The following is a 17330-nucleotide window of genomic DNA, read 5'->3' on the forward strand; positions in this document are numbered from 1 at the left end:
ATCAGGGCGCAGGAGCTGCGGCTTCGACACTGATGCGGATGTCGTCGAAGAACACCGGCTCGCCGGAGAAGGGGGTGGCCCAGATGGCGCATTTGCCCTGGCCTTTGAGGGCTTTTTCTTCGTGCTTGATGAGTGGTTCGGCCGGTTCGGCAGCATCAGATGGCCAGGCTTTGCCGGTGATGGTCCAGGTGTCGCCGGAGCCTTTTTGGGCTTCGAGTTTGAGCTTCACCCAGACCTCGCTGGTCCATGCAAAAGGCACGGTGGCGAGGGTTTGATCGTTTTTGATGAGTTCGAGCGTTTTTTTGGCCGGATTGACGATGAGACGGTGGCCGCTCATGCCATGCACGCTGACGCCGAAGCGCGGGGTGCTGCGGCCACGTTTGATGGCGAGGATTTTGGCCTCGATGCTGGCGCTGCCGCTGGCGGAGACGGCAAGCTGGGCGCTGGCATCGGTGATGGGATTGGGGTCAATGACGATAGCCTTGTTGCCTGCGCGTGCGGCGATCTTGATGGTGCCATCGACGATGAAAACTTCCTTCGGTGGTTCACCTTCGGCCCAATCGTCAGCCTTGATCTCGAAGGTCTGAAGCTGCTGCGCGGAGAGGGCGGTGGCGGCAAGCAGGCTGGCGGCAAGGAGCAGTCGTTTCATGGTGGGCGTGAAGCGAAACTGAATCAGCGCACGGGTTCTTTCAGCAGGGAGAGCGCTTCGAGCGCGGAAACATCCTCATGCACGACGGCGGCGATGCTGCGGGCGATGGCGGCGGGATTTTTGTGCTGCCAAACGTTGCGCCCGATAGCGACGCCTGCGGCCCCGGCATTCATGGCGTCTTCGACCATCTTGAGTAATCCAGCGTCGTCTCCCATGGCGGCACCACCGAGGATGATGACGGGGACGAAGCTCTGCGCGACGATGCGGCGGAAGTCATCGACCGTGCCATTGGTAGGGTAGGGGGTCTTCACCACATCGGCACCGAGTTCAGCGGCGAGGCGGACGGCGAAGCTGACGTTTTCCACGGTGTATTTTTCGGGAGCGCCGAGTGCGAAGGGCAGGGATTCGAGGATGACGGGGATGTCAGTATCGAGGCTGAGGCGGATGAGGTCGGCGCATTCCTGGAAGTTGGCTTTTTCATAGGCGGAGCCGGGGTAGAGCATGTTCATGACGGCATTGGCACCGACCATCTCAGCTTCCTCGACGCCATAAACACCAATGCTACCAGCGCCCTCGCCGGTGGTACGGGTGTTATAGATGTCGGTGCGCAGAATGATGCCTTTGCCAGCGAGACTGTCCGCCGCGCGCAAGGCGACGCCGAGGTTCATCACATAGCCATCAACGAATTCGTTGACCTGGTCGATGAGCTGGAAGGGGTTCTCCAAGCCGGGCACGGGAATGGCGCAGCCATGGTCAATGGGGAGAATGACGGTCTTGCCGTTGCGAAAGAGGGCTTCGAGGTTTTCCTGGCGGTTCATGGATCAAGTGGGATGAACCGTTTCCTTCGCAGCGATGAGCGCCGCACGCAAACCAAAATGCCACAAGGGCAAGTTCAACGAGAGATGCGCTGAGGTTTGCGTTTGACCTTGTCGATTTCGCGGCTGGAGCTGTCAATCTGGCGTTCGAAACGGGTTTTCTCCCGCTTGTACTCACGTACGAGATCGACAGTCCAAAAAGCACCGCTGAGGCTGGTAGCTAGCAGGAGGACAAAGACGGCGTAGCAGATGACGGTCATCTGAACTTCCTGTGCGCGCCGCTGTTCCCGGTCCGAATCCACATCCAGCACGCCCAGCAGATCCATCCACCAGAGCCGCCAGACACTGGGATCACGCGCAACATTCAACGCCCAAAAGCTGATGAACAGCGCAAGAATGGAGGCAATGGCGAGACCGATGGGCATGCGGGATCAATCTTTGCCTGAAGACTGGGAGTCAATGTCGAATTTATAAACAATCATCAGACAGGACATCACCAGTTTTTGATCCATTTGACTGAAATCTTGGGATCTTCCTGACTCTGGATGGAGGTCGAGGTGATGTTCTGCTCGTCTTCACTGTAAGACCAGAGGTCGTAGGTGGAGTTGACGGTGGTCGCTGTCGTGGCAGCACCCCCTGCTCCACCTGCTGCCGCAGTAGCACTGGCGGCCTTGATGTACTGAAACGGGCGACCAAACGCATCGATGATCAGGTAACGGCTACTTTTGGCGGTCCAGATGGTGCGGGGAACTTCCACGAGCATCATGTTTTTGATTTCAGCAGTCCCCTCCGTTTTTCCATCCGAGGCCGCACTGGATTTGTCGGAGCCGGTGGACGCACTCACGCCCTTGATTTGATCGTAACCGTCTCCAGTGAGCGCCTGGTAGAGGCAGGCGGCACCGGAAGTGTCGTAGGATTTGCCGGGGATTATCTCCACCATCTGTTCTTTGCCGGCTGGTTCAGGAAATTCGCCAAATTCCGTGTTGTAACGTTCAAGGGCGAGTTTGATCGCCTCAAACGTTCCGGTGGTGGTACGGCGCTTCGAGGAACGCATGGCATAGGTGTAGGCACCCATGGTCAGCGAGGCGAGCAAGGCGATGATCGTGATGACAATGAGCATCTCCACCAAGGTGAAGGCGCGTGAATTGAATCTGAATCGGGTTAATTTCATAACTCCAAGGTGCAATGGTGGGATAAGTCTAGCCGCCAGCGCCGCCGCTGAGGTTTTTGATCACGTCGATGAGCGGAAGGAACAGCGCCATGACGATGACACCCACGACGAGAGCGAGGACGACGATCATGAGTGGTTCCAACATGGAGGTGAGTGCGGAGACGGAGTTATCGACTTCGTCTTCATAGACGTCGGCGATTTTGAGCAGCATCTCGGGCAACTGGCCGGTTTCTTCGCCCACATCGACCATAGAGATCACCATCGGGGGGAACACGCCGCTGGATTCCAGCGGGGCAACCATGGATTCACCTTCTTTCACGGCATCATGCACCTTGGTGATGGCGTCGGAAACAATGGTGTTGCCGGCGGTGTCCCGCGTGATGTTCAGCGCCTGCAGGATGGGTACGCCGGAGGTGACGAGGGTGCCCAGGGTGCGGGTGAAGCGCGAGATGGCGGTCTTGCGCTGCACATCGCCGAACAGCGGCAGCTTCAGCTTCATCTTGTCGATCCAGCGGCGGCCACCTTTGGTCACGGCCAGCATGCGCCAGCCGACGATGGAGCCGAGCAGTGTGCCAAGCAAAAGCCATTTGTACTCGAACATGTTGCGGCTGAAGCCGATGACCCATTTGGTCAGTTCCGGCAGCTTGTCTTTGCTGCCCAGCATGTCCTCGAAGATGCTTTCAAAGCGCGGCACGATGACCATCATGAGGAAGACCATGATGCCAGCGGCGATGCACATGACGATCATGGGATAGACCATCGCTGCGACAATCTTGTTTTTGAGCTTCTGGGCCTTCTCCTGGTATTCAGCGAGGCGGTTGAGCACGAGTTCGAGCACGCCGCCAAGCTCGCCGGCCTTCACCATGTTGATGTAGAGCTTGTTGAAGATACGCGGGTACTGCTGGAGGCTCTCGGAGAAGGTGCTGCCGGTCTGCACGTTGTCGGCGAGTGTGTTGATGGTGCCCTTCATCACCAGATTCGGCTCCTGGCGACCCAGCACGGTGAGGCCGCGCAGCAATGGCAGGCCGGAGTCAATGAGCGTGGCAAGCTGGCGCGTGAAAATCATCAGGCTCTTGCTCTTCACCTTGGCATTGACGCCTACTTTGACGACCTTGGTCTTGCCTTTGGTGCTCGATTTGGCGCGCTTCTTGATGGCGGCGGCCTGTCCCTGGCCTTCGGCGGCGACACTGGTCGGGTAGAGGCCGGACAGGCGCAGTTGGTTGATGGCATCAGACTCGGAAGCGGCATCAAGGTCTCCGGCGGTTTCCTGGCCGTTTTGATCCAGGGCAATGTAATGAAACTTGGGCATAGGGCGTGTCGTGGCGGCGTTTGTTCAGGTAAATTGAGAATACCGGGGCGGCGGGCGTCCTGTCCATCAAATAATGTGCAAGGATGCACTCGAACAGGCCGATCCGGATGGTCTTGAGCAATCAGGTGTACTTCAGGACTTCTTCAATGGTCGTTTCACCATTGTAGATGCCACGCAGGCCGTCTTCGCGCAGGGTGACCATGCCCAGCTCGATGGCCTTCTGGCGCAGCACGAGAGATGGGGCGCGACCGGTGATGAGTTCGCGGATGGGGTCGGAGACATCCAGCAGTTCATAGATGCCCTTGCGGCCTTTGTAGCCGCTGCTGCCGCAGGTTGAGCAGCCGGAGCCGGTGTAGAAATGTTTTCCGCCGAGATCTTCAGGGGAGAGGTTGAGCTGGTTGAGGATGTGCAGGCTCGGCTCATACGGTGAGCGGCAGCTTTTGCAGATGGTGCGCAGCAGGCGTTGCGCGAGCACGCCTTCCAACGTGGCGGACACGAGGAACGGCTCCACGCCCATATCGACCAGACGAGTCACGGCACCGGCGGAATCGTTGGTGTGCAGCGTGCTGAGCACCAAGTGGCCGGTGAGAGACGCCTGAATCGCAATCTGCGCGGTTTCGAGGTCGCGCATTTCGCCGACCATGATGCGGTCAGGGTCTTGACGCAGGAAGGAGCGCAACGCCTTGGCAAACGTGAGGCCCACGGCGTCGTTGATCGGCACCTGCATCACGCCATCCAATTCGTATTCGACGGGGTCTTCAGCGGTGATCAGCTTGCAGTCGATGGTGTTGATCCGGCGCAGGCAGGCGTACAGCGTGGTGGTTTTCCCCGCACCGGTAGGGCCGGTGACGATGAAGATGCCGTTGGGCTTGTTGATCGTCTCCACGATGTAGTCGAAGAGGAATGGCTGCATGCCGAGCACTTCGAGATCGAGGTTCACCGAGGAACGGTCCAACACGCGGAGCACCACCGATTCGCCATGCTGCGTGGGCAGCGAGTTAACACGCATGTCCACCGGCTTGCCGCCCACGGTGGTCATGATGCGGCCGTCCTGCGGGATGCGGCGCTCGGCGATGTTCATGTTCGCCATGACCTTGACGCGCGAAATGATGGAGGTGCCGAGATGGATCGGCGGCGGGGCCATTTCATAGAGCGCACCGTCCACGCGGTAGCGGATTTTGAACTCGCGCTCGAACGGCTCGAAGTGAATGTCGCTCGCACGCTCTTTGATGGCCTGGTGCATCACGAGATCGACGAATTTCACGATGGGTGCGGAGTTTGCCTCCATTTCAGGCGAGGCACCGCCGTCTTTACCGCCCTTGCCGAGCTGGCCGAAAATTTCATCAATGCTCGGTGCGCCGCTGCCGTAGTGCTTTTCAATCAAGGTCTGCACCTGGCTGCGGCGTGCGACCACTGGCACGATGGTTTTTTCCAGGCCGAAGCGCAGGTCTTCGACGAGCTGCGGATTGAGCGGATCAGTGAAGGCAACGTGCAGCCCCTGGCCGTCCAGGGTGATCGGAAACGCACCGTACAGACGTGCCATGCCCGCCGGGATCAGCGCGAGGACGGACGGCGGTGGCTCGAAGTTGTCGAGGTCGAAATGGTCCGCGCCAAGTTCATCGGCCACCTGTGCCCAAAACTCGTCTTCGTTGGTGTAAATGCCGTACGCCAGCAGCACCTGGACGATGTCCTTGCCGTTCTGCACGGCATCTTGCTCAATGTCATAGGCGAGACCTTTGTCGATAACGCCCCGGTTTTCGAGCATCTCTACCACATTCTGAGGTGTCATAGTCGTCTGTAAGGAATGGAATTCAGTTGGGGGTGCCGGTGAAACTCAATCGGCGTCGGACATCGTGGCCTCGATCACTTCTTCGGCGGTGGTCATGCCGGAAAGCACCTTGCGGATGCCGTCCTCACGCAGAGTGCGCATGCCCAGTTCACGCGCGCGCTTGCGGAGCTGCGGTGTGGTGAGCTGCTGGTTGATCATGTTACGCACCTCGTCGTCGATTTTGAAAATCTCCACGAGGGACATGCGACCGCGATAGCCGCCCTGCCGGCACTTGGAACAACCGTTGGCACCGTTGACGGTCGCTTCAAACAGCTGGGAGGCTTCCAGCCCCAGCGCCCGCAGTTCACGATCACTGAGAGAGGTGGGGGATTTGCAGTCGGCGCACAGCTTGCGTACCAGCCGCTGCGCCTCGATCGCCCGCACGGCGGAGGCGGTGAGGAATGGCTTCACGCCGATGTCGCTGAGACGTGCCACGGCGCTCGGCGCATCATTGGTGTGCAGCGTACTAAAGACAAGATGGCCGGTGAGTGAGGCCTGGATGGCAATGGAGGCCGTTTCCAAGTCGCGAATTTCTCCCAGCATGATGATGTTCGGCGCCTGACGCAGCATGGCGCGCAGTGCGGCGGCGAAGGTCATGCCGATATCCTCTTTCACCATGACTTGGTTGATGCCCGCCAGCTCATATTCGACCGGGTCTTCGACTGTGATGATCTTGCGGTCCGGGCGGTTGATGAAGTTCAGGCAGGCATAAAGCGTGGTCGTTTTGCCAGAGCCGGTCGGTCCGGTGACGAGGATGATGCCGTCTGGCAACGTGATGAGCTGCTCAAAGCTGGCCTGATCATCACTGAGGAAGCCCAGGTCCACGAGTCCGAGCTTCAGGCTGCTCTTGTCGAGCACACGCATGACGACGCTTTCGCCGTTGTTCGTCGGGATGATGGACACGCGCATGTCGATCTCCTTTTCATTGTAGGACATCTGGATGCGACCGTCCTGCGGGATGCGCTTTTCATCCAACTGCATCGAGCCGGTCATGATTTTGATGCGGCCGATGATCGCGGAATGCAGGCGTTTCGGATGATGCTCCACATCGATCAGCACGCCGTCCATGCGGTAGCGGATACGAATATCTTTTTCCAGTGGCTCAATGTGAATGTCGGAGGCTTTTTGCTTGAACGCCTCCATCAGCAGGTTCGTCACCAGCCGGATGACTGGGGCGTCGTCATCGCCTGCGGTGCCGTCGGCGTTCTTGGCCTTGATGGTTCCCATCACCGCCTCATTGCCATAGATGTTGGCCTGGAGCGTTTTGATGAGCGCAGGTGTGGAGCAGTAGTACTCAATGTCCGGCTGCAGCACATGCGGCAGCGCATCCAGTGTTTCAAAATCATACGGATCAGCCACGACGATCTGCAAAGTGCTGCCATTCGATCCCAACGGTGCGATCTTGTATTTCAATGCCACATCGAGACGTACCAGCGCCTTCAGCCCGCCATGCGGTTCAAAGCCGTTCAGATCGACGTACTCCATGCCGGAGCTGACCGCCACCATCTGGGCGATCTGCTCGTCCGAGACGGTTCCCATCTTGATCAGCACACTGATGACGCTCTCGCCGGGTTTCAGGCCGCTTTTTGCCTGCTGGATGTCACGTTCGGTCAGCAGTCCGGATTCCTGGAGCTGTTCGAGTAAGTATGCTTCATTGGAGTACATGAATTCGTATCTGCGTGGCGGGTGGGACGTGAGAGCGGTATTTTTCGTTAATGCCCAGACTACAACCTCGCGCTGGAAAGTGTCAACGTCTCGGCGCATGCCGGATGAAAAATGATGAGGATCAATGACAAACCGCTGATTCTGCCAGCGTTCGACTTGCCCCCCGACTCAATCACGACGATTCACCACCATGCACCTCCCTCTGCGCTTCACTGTTCCGCTTTTCGGCCTCAGCCTTGCACTTGCCAGCCTCACATCTACGGCCAATGCGCATGAGGCAGGCACGCAGATGGCAGCCATCGCCAAAGTGTTCCTCGCTGCGCTTACGCCCGAACAAAAAGCCAAAGCCAGCTTCGACTTTGCCGCCGAGGAGCGTGAGAACTGGCATTTCATCCCGCGCGAGCGCAAAGGGCTGCCCATGAAAGAAATGACGCCGCAGCAGCAACTGCTGGCGCATGCGCTATTAAACACCGGCCTCAGTTTCAGCGGCTCCGCGAAAGCCGTCACCATCATGAGCCTCGAGGAAGTGCTGTATCAAATCGAGGGTGCGGATGAGTCCAAACGTGCTGCCACGCGTGAAAAGCGTGATCCTGAGAAATATTTTGTCTCCATTTTTGGTGAACCGGCGGACAAAGGCCTCTGGGGCTGGCGTGTCGAAGGTCATCACCTCTCACTGAACTTCACCATCAAGGACGCGCAGCTTCTCCGTGCCACGCCGGCGTTCATGGGCACGAACCCTGGTGAAATCCGTCAGGGACCGCTCACTGGACTGCGGGTGCTTGCTGTGGAAGAGGAACTGGGCCGTGAACTGGTCAAATCACTCACTCCAGAGCAGTTCAAGACCGTCTTCGTCGCCGAGGTGGCTCCCAAAGAGATGATCACCGCTGCTGAACACAAGGTCAGCGCACTGTCACCCGCCGGTCTCGCGAATTCGGAACTCAATGAGAAGCAGCAGGCCATGCTCACACGTCTCATCGCCGAATATCTCGAACGCCTGCGACCTGAAATCGCCGAAGCGGCCCGCGCCGAGATCAAAAGCAGCGGCCCGGTTTATTTTGCCTGGGCTGGTGGCAAGGAACGCGGCGAACCGCATTATTACCGCGTTCAGGGCAAGACCTTCCTTATAGAGTATGACAACACGCAGAACGACGCCAACCACGTTCACAGCGTGTGGCGCAGTTTCGACGGCGATTTCGGCCGCGATCTGCTCGGCGAGCATGTGAAGCAGGCGCATTGAAGCTGCACGCAATTTGCGTGCCTGATCGCAGTTGCACACAGTTGTTCTCAAGCTGTACACAGCTTGTTCACGCACGAATGCGCACATCTTCACATCCAAGCGCAAACGATTTCAAAAAATATCATCGTTATGCATAGAGATTTCAAAAAATATATCGAAGAAGAGCTTGTGAGTGGTGACGGTTTCGTCATACAAAGCGTGGTCATTTAAAAAGATGTTCAATGTGCTCTCGATTGCTCCATTGAATCTCTTTCGACACCACTTCCCAACCCCACTTTCGACCTCACTCCCAACATGGCGCGCCACGATGAAAGCACGAATCAACCTTCCCATAATGGATCAGTTCATCAGGCGCACACGGAACTGTTCACGGTCGTTCCCACAGTGTGGGAACGCGTGTGTGAGGTGCTCGTAAAGCGCCTCGGCGGCGACAACTTCCAGCGCTGCTTCAGCGGCACCTCCGCACGTCTCGCCGATGATGGCCGCTTCATCATCACCGTGCCGAATCCGATTCATCAGCTCTGGATCGAAAGCAATCACACCGTCGCCGTCGCCGATGCCGTGGCCGAGATCACTGGCGTGCCTGCGATCATTGAGTTCCACGTCGCCACTGAACCCTTGCCCGCCGCCGCATCGTTTGCGCCGCTGCCGGAACTCAAGGCCGCTCGCGTCAATGCCCCAGACTCGGCGCCAATCCGTTTCTTCAGCGAGGCTGGCTTGAATGCGAAGTTCAACTTCGACAGCTACGTCATCGGCACCAACAGCAGCTATTCCGTCGCCGTCGCTCGTGCGGTCGCTGAAAAACCGGGCCGCATCTACAATCCGCTGTTCTTTTACGGCCCCACCGGCCTCGGCAAGACGCATCTCATGCAGGCCATCGGCCAGGAGGTGCTCGCGCGCAAGCCACGCGCCAATGTGCGCTACGTTACCTCCGAGCAGTTCACGAATGAATTCGTGGACGCCATCAAAAAGCAGACCTTCAGCCAGTTTCGTCAAAAATTCCGCAAACTCGACGTCCTGCTCATCGACGACGTGCATTTCTTCGAGGGAAAGGACAGCACACAGGAGGAATTCTTCCACACCTTCAACGAACTCTTCAACAACGCGAAGCAGATCGTGCTCGCCAGCGACCGTCCGCCCAGCGAGATCAAAAATCTCGAAAGCCGCCTCGTGTCACGCTTTGAGTGGGGTCTCGCCACGCAGATTCAGGTGCCGGATTTCGAAACCCGCATTGCCATCCTGCGCCGCAAGCAGAGTGACTTCAATGTCTCGCTCGATTCCTGGATTCTCGACTTCATGGCGCAGCACATCCGCGCCAACGTCCGCAAGCTCGAAGGCGCGCTCATGCGCGTCGCTGCACACGTTTCGCTCGAAGGTGCTGTCGCCACCGAATCCGCCCTCGCCACACTGCTGCATGACGTGATCGACGAAGATAAATCGAAGACCGTCACGGTGGACCGCATTCAGCGCATCATCGCCACGCACTACGATCTGCGTGTTAGCGATCTCACCGGCCCGCGGCGTCCCAAAAACATCGCCGAAGCCCGTCAGGTGGCGATGTACCTCACACGCACCCTCACCAAGCTGCCACTCGTACAGATTGGCGATGAATTTGGCGGGCGTGATCACGGGACCGTCATCCACGCCTGCAAAGTCGTCACCAACAACCTCAACGCTTCCAACGACTTCAAGCGCACGCTCGATTCTCTGGCCGGGAAAATTCGGGAAGGGTGATCGCGATCATCTTTGTTGGGTTCGAGGCTTGTGCCTGTTTGCATAATACCGTCGGCTGAACGAGGGTTGCTGTCATTGCATGTTGCGCGCGGTTGGCAGTCACACTCTTTCCATCGTCCATGAACTGGGCGACTTCGCCTTGTTTACCGGGCGTTCATTTCGTTCTGCCATCGGCTCCAGACGCCTGGGGCGGCGCATTGTTCGCGCTGGCTTTGAGCAGGGGGTGCGTTGTCTGCCGGTGATCCTGATTGTGGGCCTGTTCACCGGACTGGTGCTCGGCTTGCAGGGGTATTATGTGCTCAACCGCTTTGGTTCTGAGAGTTTGCTCGGCACGCTGGTGTCGCTCAGTCTTGTGCGTGAACTGGGGCCGGTGCTGGCCGCGCTGATGCTCGTGGGGCAGGCGGGTTCCGCACTGGCCGCCGAGCTGGGCATCCAGCGCAACACGGAGCAGATCGCCGCGCTGGAGACGATGGGTGTGAGCAGTCATGCATATCTCGTGACCCCGCGTTTGCTCGCGGCACTGGTGGTCTATCCGATGCAGACAGCGTTGTTCATCACTGTCGGGCTGTGGGGCGGCAATCTGTCTGGTTCGCTGCTGCTGGGACTGGAACCGGGCGTTTATTGGTCATCGGTGGAGCGGGCCATCGAGTCGCAGGATGTGCGGGAGTGCTTCACGAAGGCCGCTACCTTTGGCCTGCTGACCATCGCCCTGTGCGCCTATCACGGTTTCAATGCGCATCGTTGTACCTCGGCCACGGGCGCGCGTGCGGTCAGCGCCTCCACCACCCGCGCTGTGGTGCAGTCGAGCATCATTGTGCTGGCGGCTGATTACGTCATCACTTCGTTCCTGGTCTGATCATGGGTGCCGACACACACAATCTGCTGCTGCACATCGAAGGCCTGCACAAGCGCTTCGATGACAACGTCGTGCTCGCCGGTGCGAGCCTCGACGTGCCGCGTGGCAGTCTAGTCACGGTGCTGGGCCGCAGCGGGACTGGCAAATCGGTGCTGCTGAAATGCCTGGCCGACGTGATTCGGCCGGACGAGGGGATCATCCGTTTTGATGGTCGTCCGCTCAACATGGATGATGCCGCCGCCCGTGCCGAGTTCCGCCGCCGTTGCAGTTTCCTCTTTCAGAGCAACGCGTTGTTCGATTCGCTGACCGCGCTGGAAAATGTGGCGCTGCCGCTGGAACAAACCACCGATCTGTCCGACAAGGAGATTCGTGAGCGCAGCCTGGAGGCCCTGCGCCAGCTCGAACTCGATATGTTTCAGGATCGTTATCCCAGCCAGCTTTCTGGCGGCATGCAGAAACGTCTGGCCCTCGCGCGGGCGATTGTGACGCGGCCAGAGTTGGTGCTGTTCGACGAGCCCACCGCCGGACTCGATCCGCTGCGGCGCAACGCAGTCTTTGCCATGATCGCCAAGTATCAGCGACTGTTCGGCTTCACAGCGCTCGTTGTCACCCATGACCTGACGGAGGCGCTGATCGCCAGCGATCGTGTGGCGCTGCTTGACAAGGGGCGGATGTGCTTTGAAGGGACTCCTGCTGAATTTTCCGCCTCCACCACCCCGGTGGTGTGCGATTTTCGTGACAGCGCGGCCGCACTTGGCAGCACCCTTGCTGCCATTCGTCGCGGCGAAGCCCTCCACTCCGAAGACTCATGAAACAAACCAAGCTGGAACTTTTCGTTGGCGCCTTTGTGCTCATGGGCATCGCCGCCGTCGCCTATCTGACCGTCAAACTCGGCTCTGGATCGTTGATCGGTGGCGACACCTATGTGATCGAAGCCCGCTTTGCCAATGCCGGTGGTCTAAACGCCGGCAGCAGCGTGCTGGTGGCCGGCGTGCCCGTCGGTCGCGTCGAAGGTATCCGCGTGGATGACACGGACTACAGCGCCATGGTCACGCTGCGTGTGCTCGCTGGCCTGAAGCTGCCGACAGACACCATGGCATCCATCAAAACCACCGGCCTCATCGGCGACAAGTATGTGGCGCTTGCTCCTGGCGCGGATGAAACGTATCTTGAAACCGGCGCACGGATCACCATGACGGAATCCTCCGTCGATCTTGAGTCCTTGATCGGGAAGATGGCCTTTGGTAGTGTTGAAAAAGCAAAAGACGAAAAAGAACCTGTTCCATGACCCTCCGCTCGCTCCTCACCCTCCTCATGGTCGCTTCGCCGCTGACCCTCTCCGCCCAGCTCGCCGAAGCGCAGACGCGTCTCAAAACGGCGGTGAATGAAGTGCTCGCCGTCGCCGACCGCTCCACGCGTGGCACCCTGGCCGAGAGCCTGCGGCCGGTGCTGCAGCGGCAGGTGAGCTTTGAGACGATGACCAAGCGTGCCGTCGGTCCCGGCTGGCGGCAGTTCACGCCGGTCCAGCAGAAGCAGGCCACTCAACTGTTCACGACGCTCATCATCCGCAGCTACAGCAACAAATTCACCCCCGGGGAGCATCCGGCCATCACCTACCTGAACCCGGTGTCTCCCGCCGCCGGCCGTGTCGATGTCCCCACTAGCATGGTGTACAAAGGCAGCCAATACACGGTCATCTACCGCATGGAGCAGGTGGAAGGCTGGCGCATTGCCGATGTGGTGATCGAGGGGGTCAGTCTCATTGCCAACTATCGCAGTCAATTGGATGCCCAGTTTAAAAAAGGTGGCGCAAACGCCGTGATAAGCTCTCTTACTCAGTCCGTCTCCCGCCCACAATGAAATCTAACACACTTACTCATCTCCTGTTGCTGGCAGTGGCTCCGCTGCTGACCGACTGCTCCTCCGCTTCGAAATCTGCCGCCACCCCGGCCTCTCCCGCCGCCTCTGTGGCCGTTGCAGGCAAAGGCAAGGCCGCCGCCAAAGCCGCTCGGTCCGCCGCCGATGACTTGGATGATTATGAGACTGCGGCAGTCGCCGATCCACTGGAGCGGGTTAATCGCGGGACGTTCTGGTTCAATCACCAGCTTTACACCTTTATCTTCCGCCCGATCTCGAAGGGCTACGAATTGCTCATGCCCAAACCCGTGCGCAAGGGCATCGACAACGCCTTTGAGAACGTCAAGTTCCCCGTCCGCTTCGTGAATTGCGCCCTGCAGGGCAAGTTCAAGCGTGCCGGTCAGGAGACGGGCAAATTCGTCGTCAACACCGTCGGCGGTATCGGCGGCATCTTCCGTCCGGCGGAGAGAATCCCTGCGCTCGCCAACGTCCCGGCGGAAGACACCGCGCAGACCTTTGCCAAGTGGGGCATCGGCCATGGCGCCTACATCGTCCTGCCATTGCTCGGCCCCAGCAGCATGCGTGACACCGTTGGCATGGTTGGCGACTACGCGCTCAATCCCATCAATTGGCCCTATTTGTACTGGTATGGCGACAGGTCCAAGCACGACTGGACCACCGTCCCGCCCGCCGCCAACACGCTGCGCTCGTTGCCCGACCAGTTGGACACCTACGACACCGCCACCAAGGATGCCGTCGATCCCTATCTCTCCGCCCGCAGCACCTACATTCAGAATCGTGCCGAAGCGGCAAAGAAGTGATTGGCAGCTTCTAGGCAGGATCAAAATTGGTCCCACAGTCGGCTTCCGTGCGGATTTTCCAGCCGCGGAAGTCGATGCCGTTGTAGAGCTGCTGCCAGCCTTAACAGTGGAGCGGTGTCCGTGGCGCAGGAGACGATGCGTGACAGGTGGGGGATGAGTTAGAAGTGATGCGTTGTCCGCACCCATAACTTCTAACCCATCACGGGTGCCCCAAACCTAGCCGAGATCGGCGATGCGCACCGGCTTGCCGCCTTGCTCGGCGCTCTTGTCGGAGGCGAAGATGACTTCGAAGCTCTTGAGGGATTCGGTGAAGCTGGTGAGGGGCATGTCCTTGCCTTCATCGAGAGCATCAAAGAAGGCCTGGAACTGCGTCTCATAGGGGTGGTCGCTCACGTCGCCGGAATCGAGCATCTTCATGGAGAGTTTACTCCAGGCGTGCTTGTCGGTGTGCAGCTTCATGGAGTGGAATTTGTCATCCAGCACGCTGCCCTGGCTGCCACAGAGGTGGGTGTGGAAGTAGTAGGGCTGCAGGCAGTCCACCACAGCGGCGGACTTGCCGACGCTGCCGTTCTTGAAGTTGATGATCGTGACGCTGGTGGTGTCGTACTCGTAGGGCTTGAAGATGTCGCTCTTGGACTTGGTGGAGAAGCTGCTGACGCTTTCGACTTCGTTGCCCATGACCATGAGCAGCGCATCAAGCGCATGACAGCCGGCGGTGAGCAGGGCGCTGCCGCCGTCTTTCTTGCCGGTGTTCCAGCGGAACTGCCCGTACCAGGGACCAATGCCGTGGTAATAATCGACCTCGCCATAATGCAGGCTGCCAAGCAGGCCTTCGTCGATGAGTGCCTTGGTGACCTGGAACTGATTCGAAAAGCGGCACTCAAAGCAGACGCAGCCCTTCACACCGTTCGCTTTGGCGGCGGCGGCGATCTCGCGCACTTCCTGCAATGAGTTCGCCATCGGCTTTTCGAGGATGATGTGCTTCTTCGCATTCGCCGCGGCCACCGCTTGGTTGCGGTGCTGGCTGGGATAGCTGGAGATGTCCACGACATGGATGTCGGGATTGGCCAGCATCTCGTCGAGGTTCTGGTAGCTCTTGATCGGCATGCCGTGCTTGGCGCTCAATTCCGCATCGTCCAGCTTGCGGGAGGAATAGATCGCGGTGACCTGGCCCTGTTTGGTTTTGTTGATGGCTTCAATGTGAGCGCTGGCGGCCCAGCCGTAACCGATGATCCCGACGTTGTATTTCTTCATGGTGGTGGAGTTGGAATGCTTCAAACGAAGCGCAGAATGTCCGTTTCAATACCACGTTTCAACCACGCTCTTTCGCATGTTTGCCATCGGGGGGTGATTTTTGCCGCTGAACCCCGAAAACAACGAAGCCGCACGGTGAAGTGCGGCCTCGTGAGAACAATGAATGGATAACGCTTAATCAGCGGCGTCTTCACCTTCGGCCGGAGCCGGAGCGCCTGCGGAGGAGACGGCCAGCTTGACGGTGGCGGTGACTTCGTGGCCGAGTTTGACGAGGATTTCGAAGTTGCCGGTGCTCTTGATCGGCTTTTCCAGCACGATCATGTGACGGTCGATCTCCAGCTTCGTTTCCTCGGTGATAGCCTTGGCGATGTCGATGGTGGTGATGGAACCGAAGGCCTTGCCGCCCTGACCGGTGGAGAGGGTGAGCTTCAGCTTCAGCTTCTTGAGCTTGGCGGCCAGCTTTTCGGCCTCGAGGGTTTCCTTGGCTTCACGCTCGGCACGCACAGCCTTGAGGCGCTCGGTGTAGCGGAGATTGCCTTTGGTGGCTTCATAAGCCTTGCCCTGGGGCAGCAGGAAGTTACGGGCAAAGCCGCGCTTCACCTTGACGACATCGGCTTCGGCTCCGAGACCTTTGATTTGTTCTTTGAGAATGACTTGTGTGGTTGGCATAGCGACGGTTCCCTGGGGGAAAAGGGGCGCGAAACTACACGCCTCCTAACCTCTGTCAAAGACGGAATCAGGGTTCTTTCAAGGCCGCAAGGAGGCGGTCGAGCGCGCGTGGCACGGTGGTGTTGTCGGTGCGGATGCCGAGGTCAGCACGCAAGGGCGCTTCAAAGCCATCCTGCGTGCCCGTCATCTGCTGGGCGGCGGCTTTGGCGTAGAGACCTTTGACATCGCGGGCGACGCAGACTTCCAGTGGGCAGTCGATGTGGATGAATTTCACGCGTTCGCCAAGAATCTGCCTCACCAGCTCGCGGTGGTGCTCTTTGGGTGTCACGAACGCACAGATCACTGTGTTACCTTGCGCAGCGAGCAATTGGGCAAGATGCCCGGCGCGGCGCAGGTTTTCGCTGCGGTCGGCATCGCTATAGCCGAGATCGGCGCAGAGGCCGGAGCGGAGGTCATCGCCATCAAGGAGCACGACGGGAGTGCCTGCGGCTTGCAGATGATCACGCAAGTCCCGTGAGAGCGTCGTTTTGCCCGAGGATGGCAGGCCGAAAAGCCAGAGCACCGGTTTCATGCGCTGCGCTGACGATGGAGCTGCGGTTTGACAACGGCGGGCATCGCCTGGCGCTGCGGCAGGCGTTCGTTGCCGAGAAACTCGGCAATGCGGTTCGCTCCGGCCTGCGGATCGCGGACGAGGGCAGGGTATTCCACCTCCAACAAACTCACGCGCGGGTGTTGGCGCAGCACGGTGAGGATTTCGAGCGCGTGCTTTTGCTGCGCGGTTTCGAGGTGCTCGGTCTTCGGGTTCGTGCCCTTGTGCTCCAGCATCTGCCACTGGCTGGCGACGACCTCCTGCACGGGCCGGGTCATGAAGATGATCTTGTACTTGTGCTTCGGCGGCAGGTTCGGCAGCAGGGCGCTGATGACCTTGGTGGCCTTGCCGTGGGCCTGCTCGATGAGCAGCGGGCGTTTGGGCAGGTTTTTGATGTCCTCCCACTCCCAGTAGCCTTCGGGATTGTCGATGTCGGCCTCGCGTTTGCCATCGTGCATGAGTTCCATGCCACCGGCGCGAAGCATCTGCATCATGAGGCTGGTGCCGCTGCGGGGTAGGCCGCTGACGAGCACGAACTCTTGATCTGCGGGCATGTCGCTCTTCATCGCGGCGGCTTGCTCACGCTTTTCTTCGAGCCGTCGCTGGCCTTCGGCGGCGAGGGCAGGCACGCGGGCGGCGTTTTCCTGGCGGACGCGCTCGGTGCGCTCCTTCTCGGCCTTGCGGTGTTCACTGCGGAGCAGTTTGAGCTTCAAGAGCGCACCGTCGGCGGCTTCGGTGTTGCCTTGACCACGGGTGCGTCGCCGGAATGATGTAGATTAAAGCGAAGAAGCAGACGGCTGGGAGTGCTGTTGCCAGAAGTGGTTCCAGCGTGAGGGCGTCAGGTAAAGCGCACGCAAAGAGATCAGCGCATCGCTC

Annotated in this window: 18 protein-coding genes; 7 read left to right on the plus strand and 11 right to left on the minus strand. The window is 59.1% G+C overall.

The window, feature by feature from the left end; translation table 11 throughout:
* Position 1: 1 nt before the first annotated feature.
* The 7 genes from ACKVY0_RS08625 to ACKVY0_RS08655 all read right to left on the minus strand — a co-directional run bounded on the left by ACKVY0_RS08625 (position 2) and on the right by ACKVY0_RS08655 (position 7437).
* Positions 2-649 carry a hypothetical protein gene (locus tag ACKVY0_RS08625; RefSeq protein ID WP_409214396.1) on the minus strand — a complete coding sequence of 216 codons (648 nt, stop codon included), beginning with the start codon at positions 647-649 and terminating at the stop codon, positions 2-4.
* A 23-nt stretch (positions 650-672) separates the two neighbouring features.
* Complete coding sequence (locus ACKVY0_RS08630; protein ID WP_409214397.1) at positions 673-1467, minus strand: class I fructose-bisphosphate aldolase; 795 nt, start codon at positions 1465-1467, stop codon at positions 673-675.
* A gap of 74 nt (positions 1468-1541) precedes the next feature.
* Positions 1542-1889 carry a hypothetical protein gene (locus tag ACKVY0_RS08635; RefSeq protein WP_409214398.1) on the minus strand — a complete coding sequence of 116 codons (348 nt, stop codon included), beginning with the start codon at positions 1887-1889 and terminating at the stop codon, positions 1542-1544.
* 68 nt (positions 1890-1957) lie between these two features.
* A complete protein-coding gene (locus ACKVY0_RS08640) occupies positions 1958-2635 on the minus strand; it encodes a type II secretion system protein (protein WP_409214399.1) in 678 nt (225 codons plus the stop codon).
* A gap of 28 nt (positions 2636-2663) precedes the next feature.
* Entirely contained in the window at positions 2664-3944 is a 1281-nt protein-coding gene (locus ACKVY0_RS08645; protein WP_409214400.1) for a type II secretion system F family protein, read from the minus strand.
* Between the two features lie 121 nt (positions 3945-4065).
* The gene (locus ACKVY0_RS08650; protein ID WP_409214401.1) at positions 4066-5733 is read right to left on the minus strand and encodes a GspE/PulE family protein; all 1668 of its coding nucleotides are present in this window, start codon (positions 5731-5733) and stop codon (positions 4066-4068) included.
* A gap of 45 nt (positions 5734-5778) precedes the next feature.
* Positions 5779-7437, minus strand: a complete 1659-nt coding sequence (locus ACKVY0_RS08655) for a GspE/PulE family protein (RefSeq protein ID WP_409214402.1) — start codon at positions 7435-7437, stop codon at positions 5779-5781.
* A gap of 190 nt (positions 7438-7627) precedes the next feature.
* On the opposite strand from ACKVY0_RS08655, the gene ACKVY0_RS08660 reads away from it, so the two are divergent.
* From ACKVY0_RS08660 to ACKVY0_RS08690, 7 genes are all read left to right on the plus strand, one after another.
* Positions 7628-8674, plus strand: a complete 1047-nt coding sequence (locus tag ACKVY0_RS08660) for a DUF3500 domain-containing protein (RefSeq protein ID WP_409214403.1) — start codon at positions 7628-7630, stop codon at positions 8672-8674.
* Between the two features lie 294 nt (positions 8675-8968).
* Entirely contained in the window at positions 8969-10408 is a 1440-nt protein-coding gene (dnaA, locus tag ACKVY0_RS08665) for a chromosomal replication initiator protein DnaA (RefSeq protein WP_409214404.1), read from the plus strand.
* A 79-nt stretch (positions 10409-10487) separates the two neighbouring features.
* Positions 10488-11264 (plus strand): MlaE family ABC transporter permease, encoded by a 777-nt coding sequence (locus ACKVY0_RS08670; protein ID WP_409214405.1) that lies wholly within the window; start codon positions 10488-10490, stop codon positions 11262-11264.
* A gap of 2 nt (positions 11265-11266) precedes the next feature.
* The gene (locus ACKVY0_RS08675) at positions 11267-12076 is read left to right on the plus strand and encodes an ABC transporter ATP-binding protein (protein WP_409214406.1); all 810 of its coding nucleotides are present in this window, start codon (positions 11267-11269) and stop codon (positions 12074-12076) included.
* On the plus strand, positions 12073-12552 hold the full coding sequence (gene mlaD / locus ACKVY0_RS08680) for an outer membrane lipid asymmetry maintenance protein MlaD (protein WP_409214407.1): 480 nt from the start codon (positions 12073-12075) through the stop codon (positions 12550-12552). The genes ACKVY0_RS08675 and mlaD overlap by 4 nt, the downstream gene beginning before the upstream one ends.
* Positions 12549-13124, plus strand: coding sequence for a phospholipid-binding protein MlaC (locus tag ACKVY0_RS08685; protein ID WP_409214408.1), 576 nt, complete (start codon positions 12549-12551; stop codon positions 13122-13124). The genes mlaD and ACKVY0_RS08685 overlap by 4 nt, the downstream gene beginning before the upstream one ends.
* Complete coding sequence (locus ACKVY0_RS08690) at positions 13121-13942, plus strand: VacJ family lipoprotein (RefSeq protein ID WP_409214409.1); 822 nt, start codon at positions 13121-13123, stop codon at positions 13940-13942. Before ACKVY0_RS08685 ends, ACKVY0_RS08690 begins: the two co-directional genes overlap by 4 nt.
* Before the next feature lie 216 nt (positions 13943-14158).
* Here the strand turns inward: ACKVY0_RS08690 and ACKVY0_RS08695 are convergent, their stop codons facing one another.
* The 4 genes from ACKVY0_RS08695 to ACKVY0_RS08710 all read right to left on the minus strand — a co-directional run bounded on the left by ACKVY0_RS08695 (position 14159) and on the right by ACKVY0_RS08710 (position 17167).
* Positions 14159-15196, minus strand: a complete 1038-nt coding sequence (locus ACKVY0_RS08695) for a Gfo/Idh/MocA family protein (protein WP_409214410.1) — start codon at positions 15194-15196, stop codon at positions 14159-14161.
* Between the two features lie 174 nt (positions 15197-15370).
* Complete coding sequence (rplI, locus tag ACKVY0_RS08700; RefSeq protein WP_409214411.1) at positions 15371-15865, minus strand: 50S ribosomal protein L9; 495 nt, start codon at positions 15863-15865, stop codon at positions 15371-15373.
* 67 nt (positions 15866-15932) lie between these two features.
* Entirely contained in the window at positions 15933-16436 is a 504-nt protein-coding gene (gene cysC / locus ACKVY0_RS08705) for an adenylyl-sulfate kinase (RefSeq protein WP_409214412.1), read from the minus strand.
* Positions 16433-17167, minus strand: coding sequence for a sulfotransferase (locus ACKVY0_RS08710; protein ID WP_409214413.1), 735 nt, complete (start codon positions 17165-17167; stop codon positions 16433-16435). Before ACKVY0_RS08710 ends, cysC begins: the two co-directional genes overlap by 4 nt.
* Positions 17168-17330 lie beyond the last annotated feature (163 nt).

It is taken from the genome of Prosthecobacter sp., from assembly GCF_046154365.1.
In the GTDB taxonomy this organism is placed as follows: domain Bacteria; phylum Verrucomicrobiota; class Verrucomicrobiia; order Verrucomicrobiales; family Verrucomicrobiaceae; genus Prosthecobacter.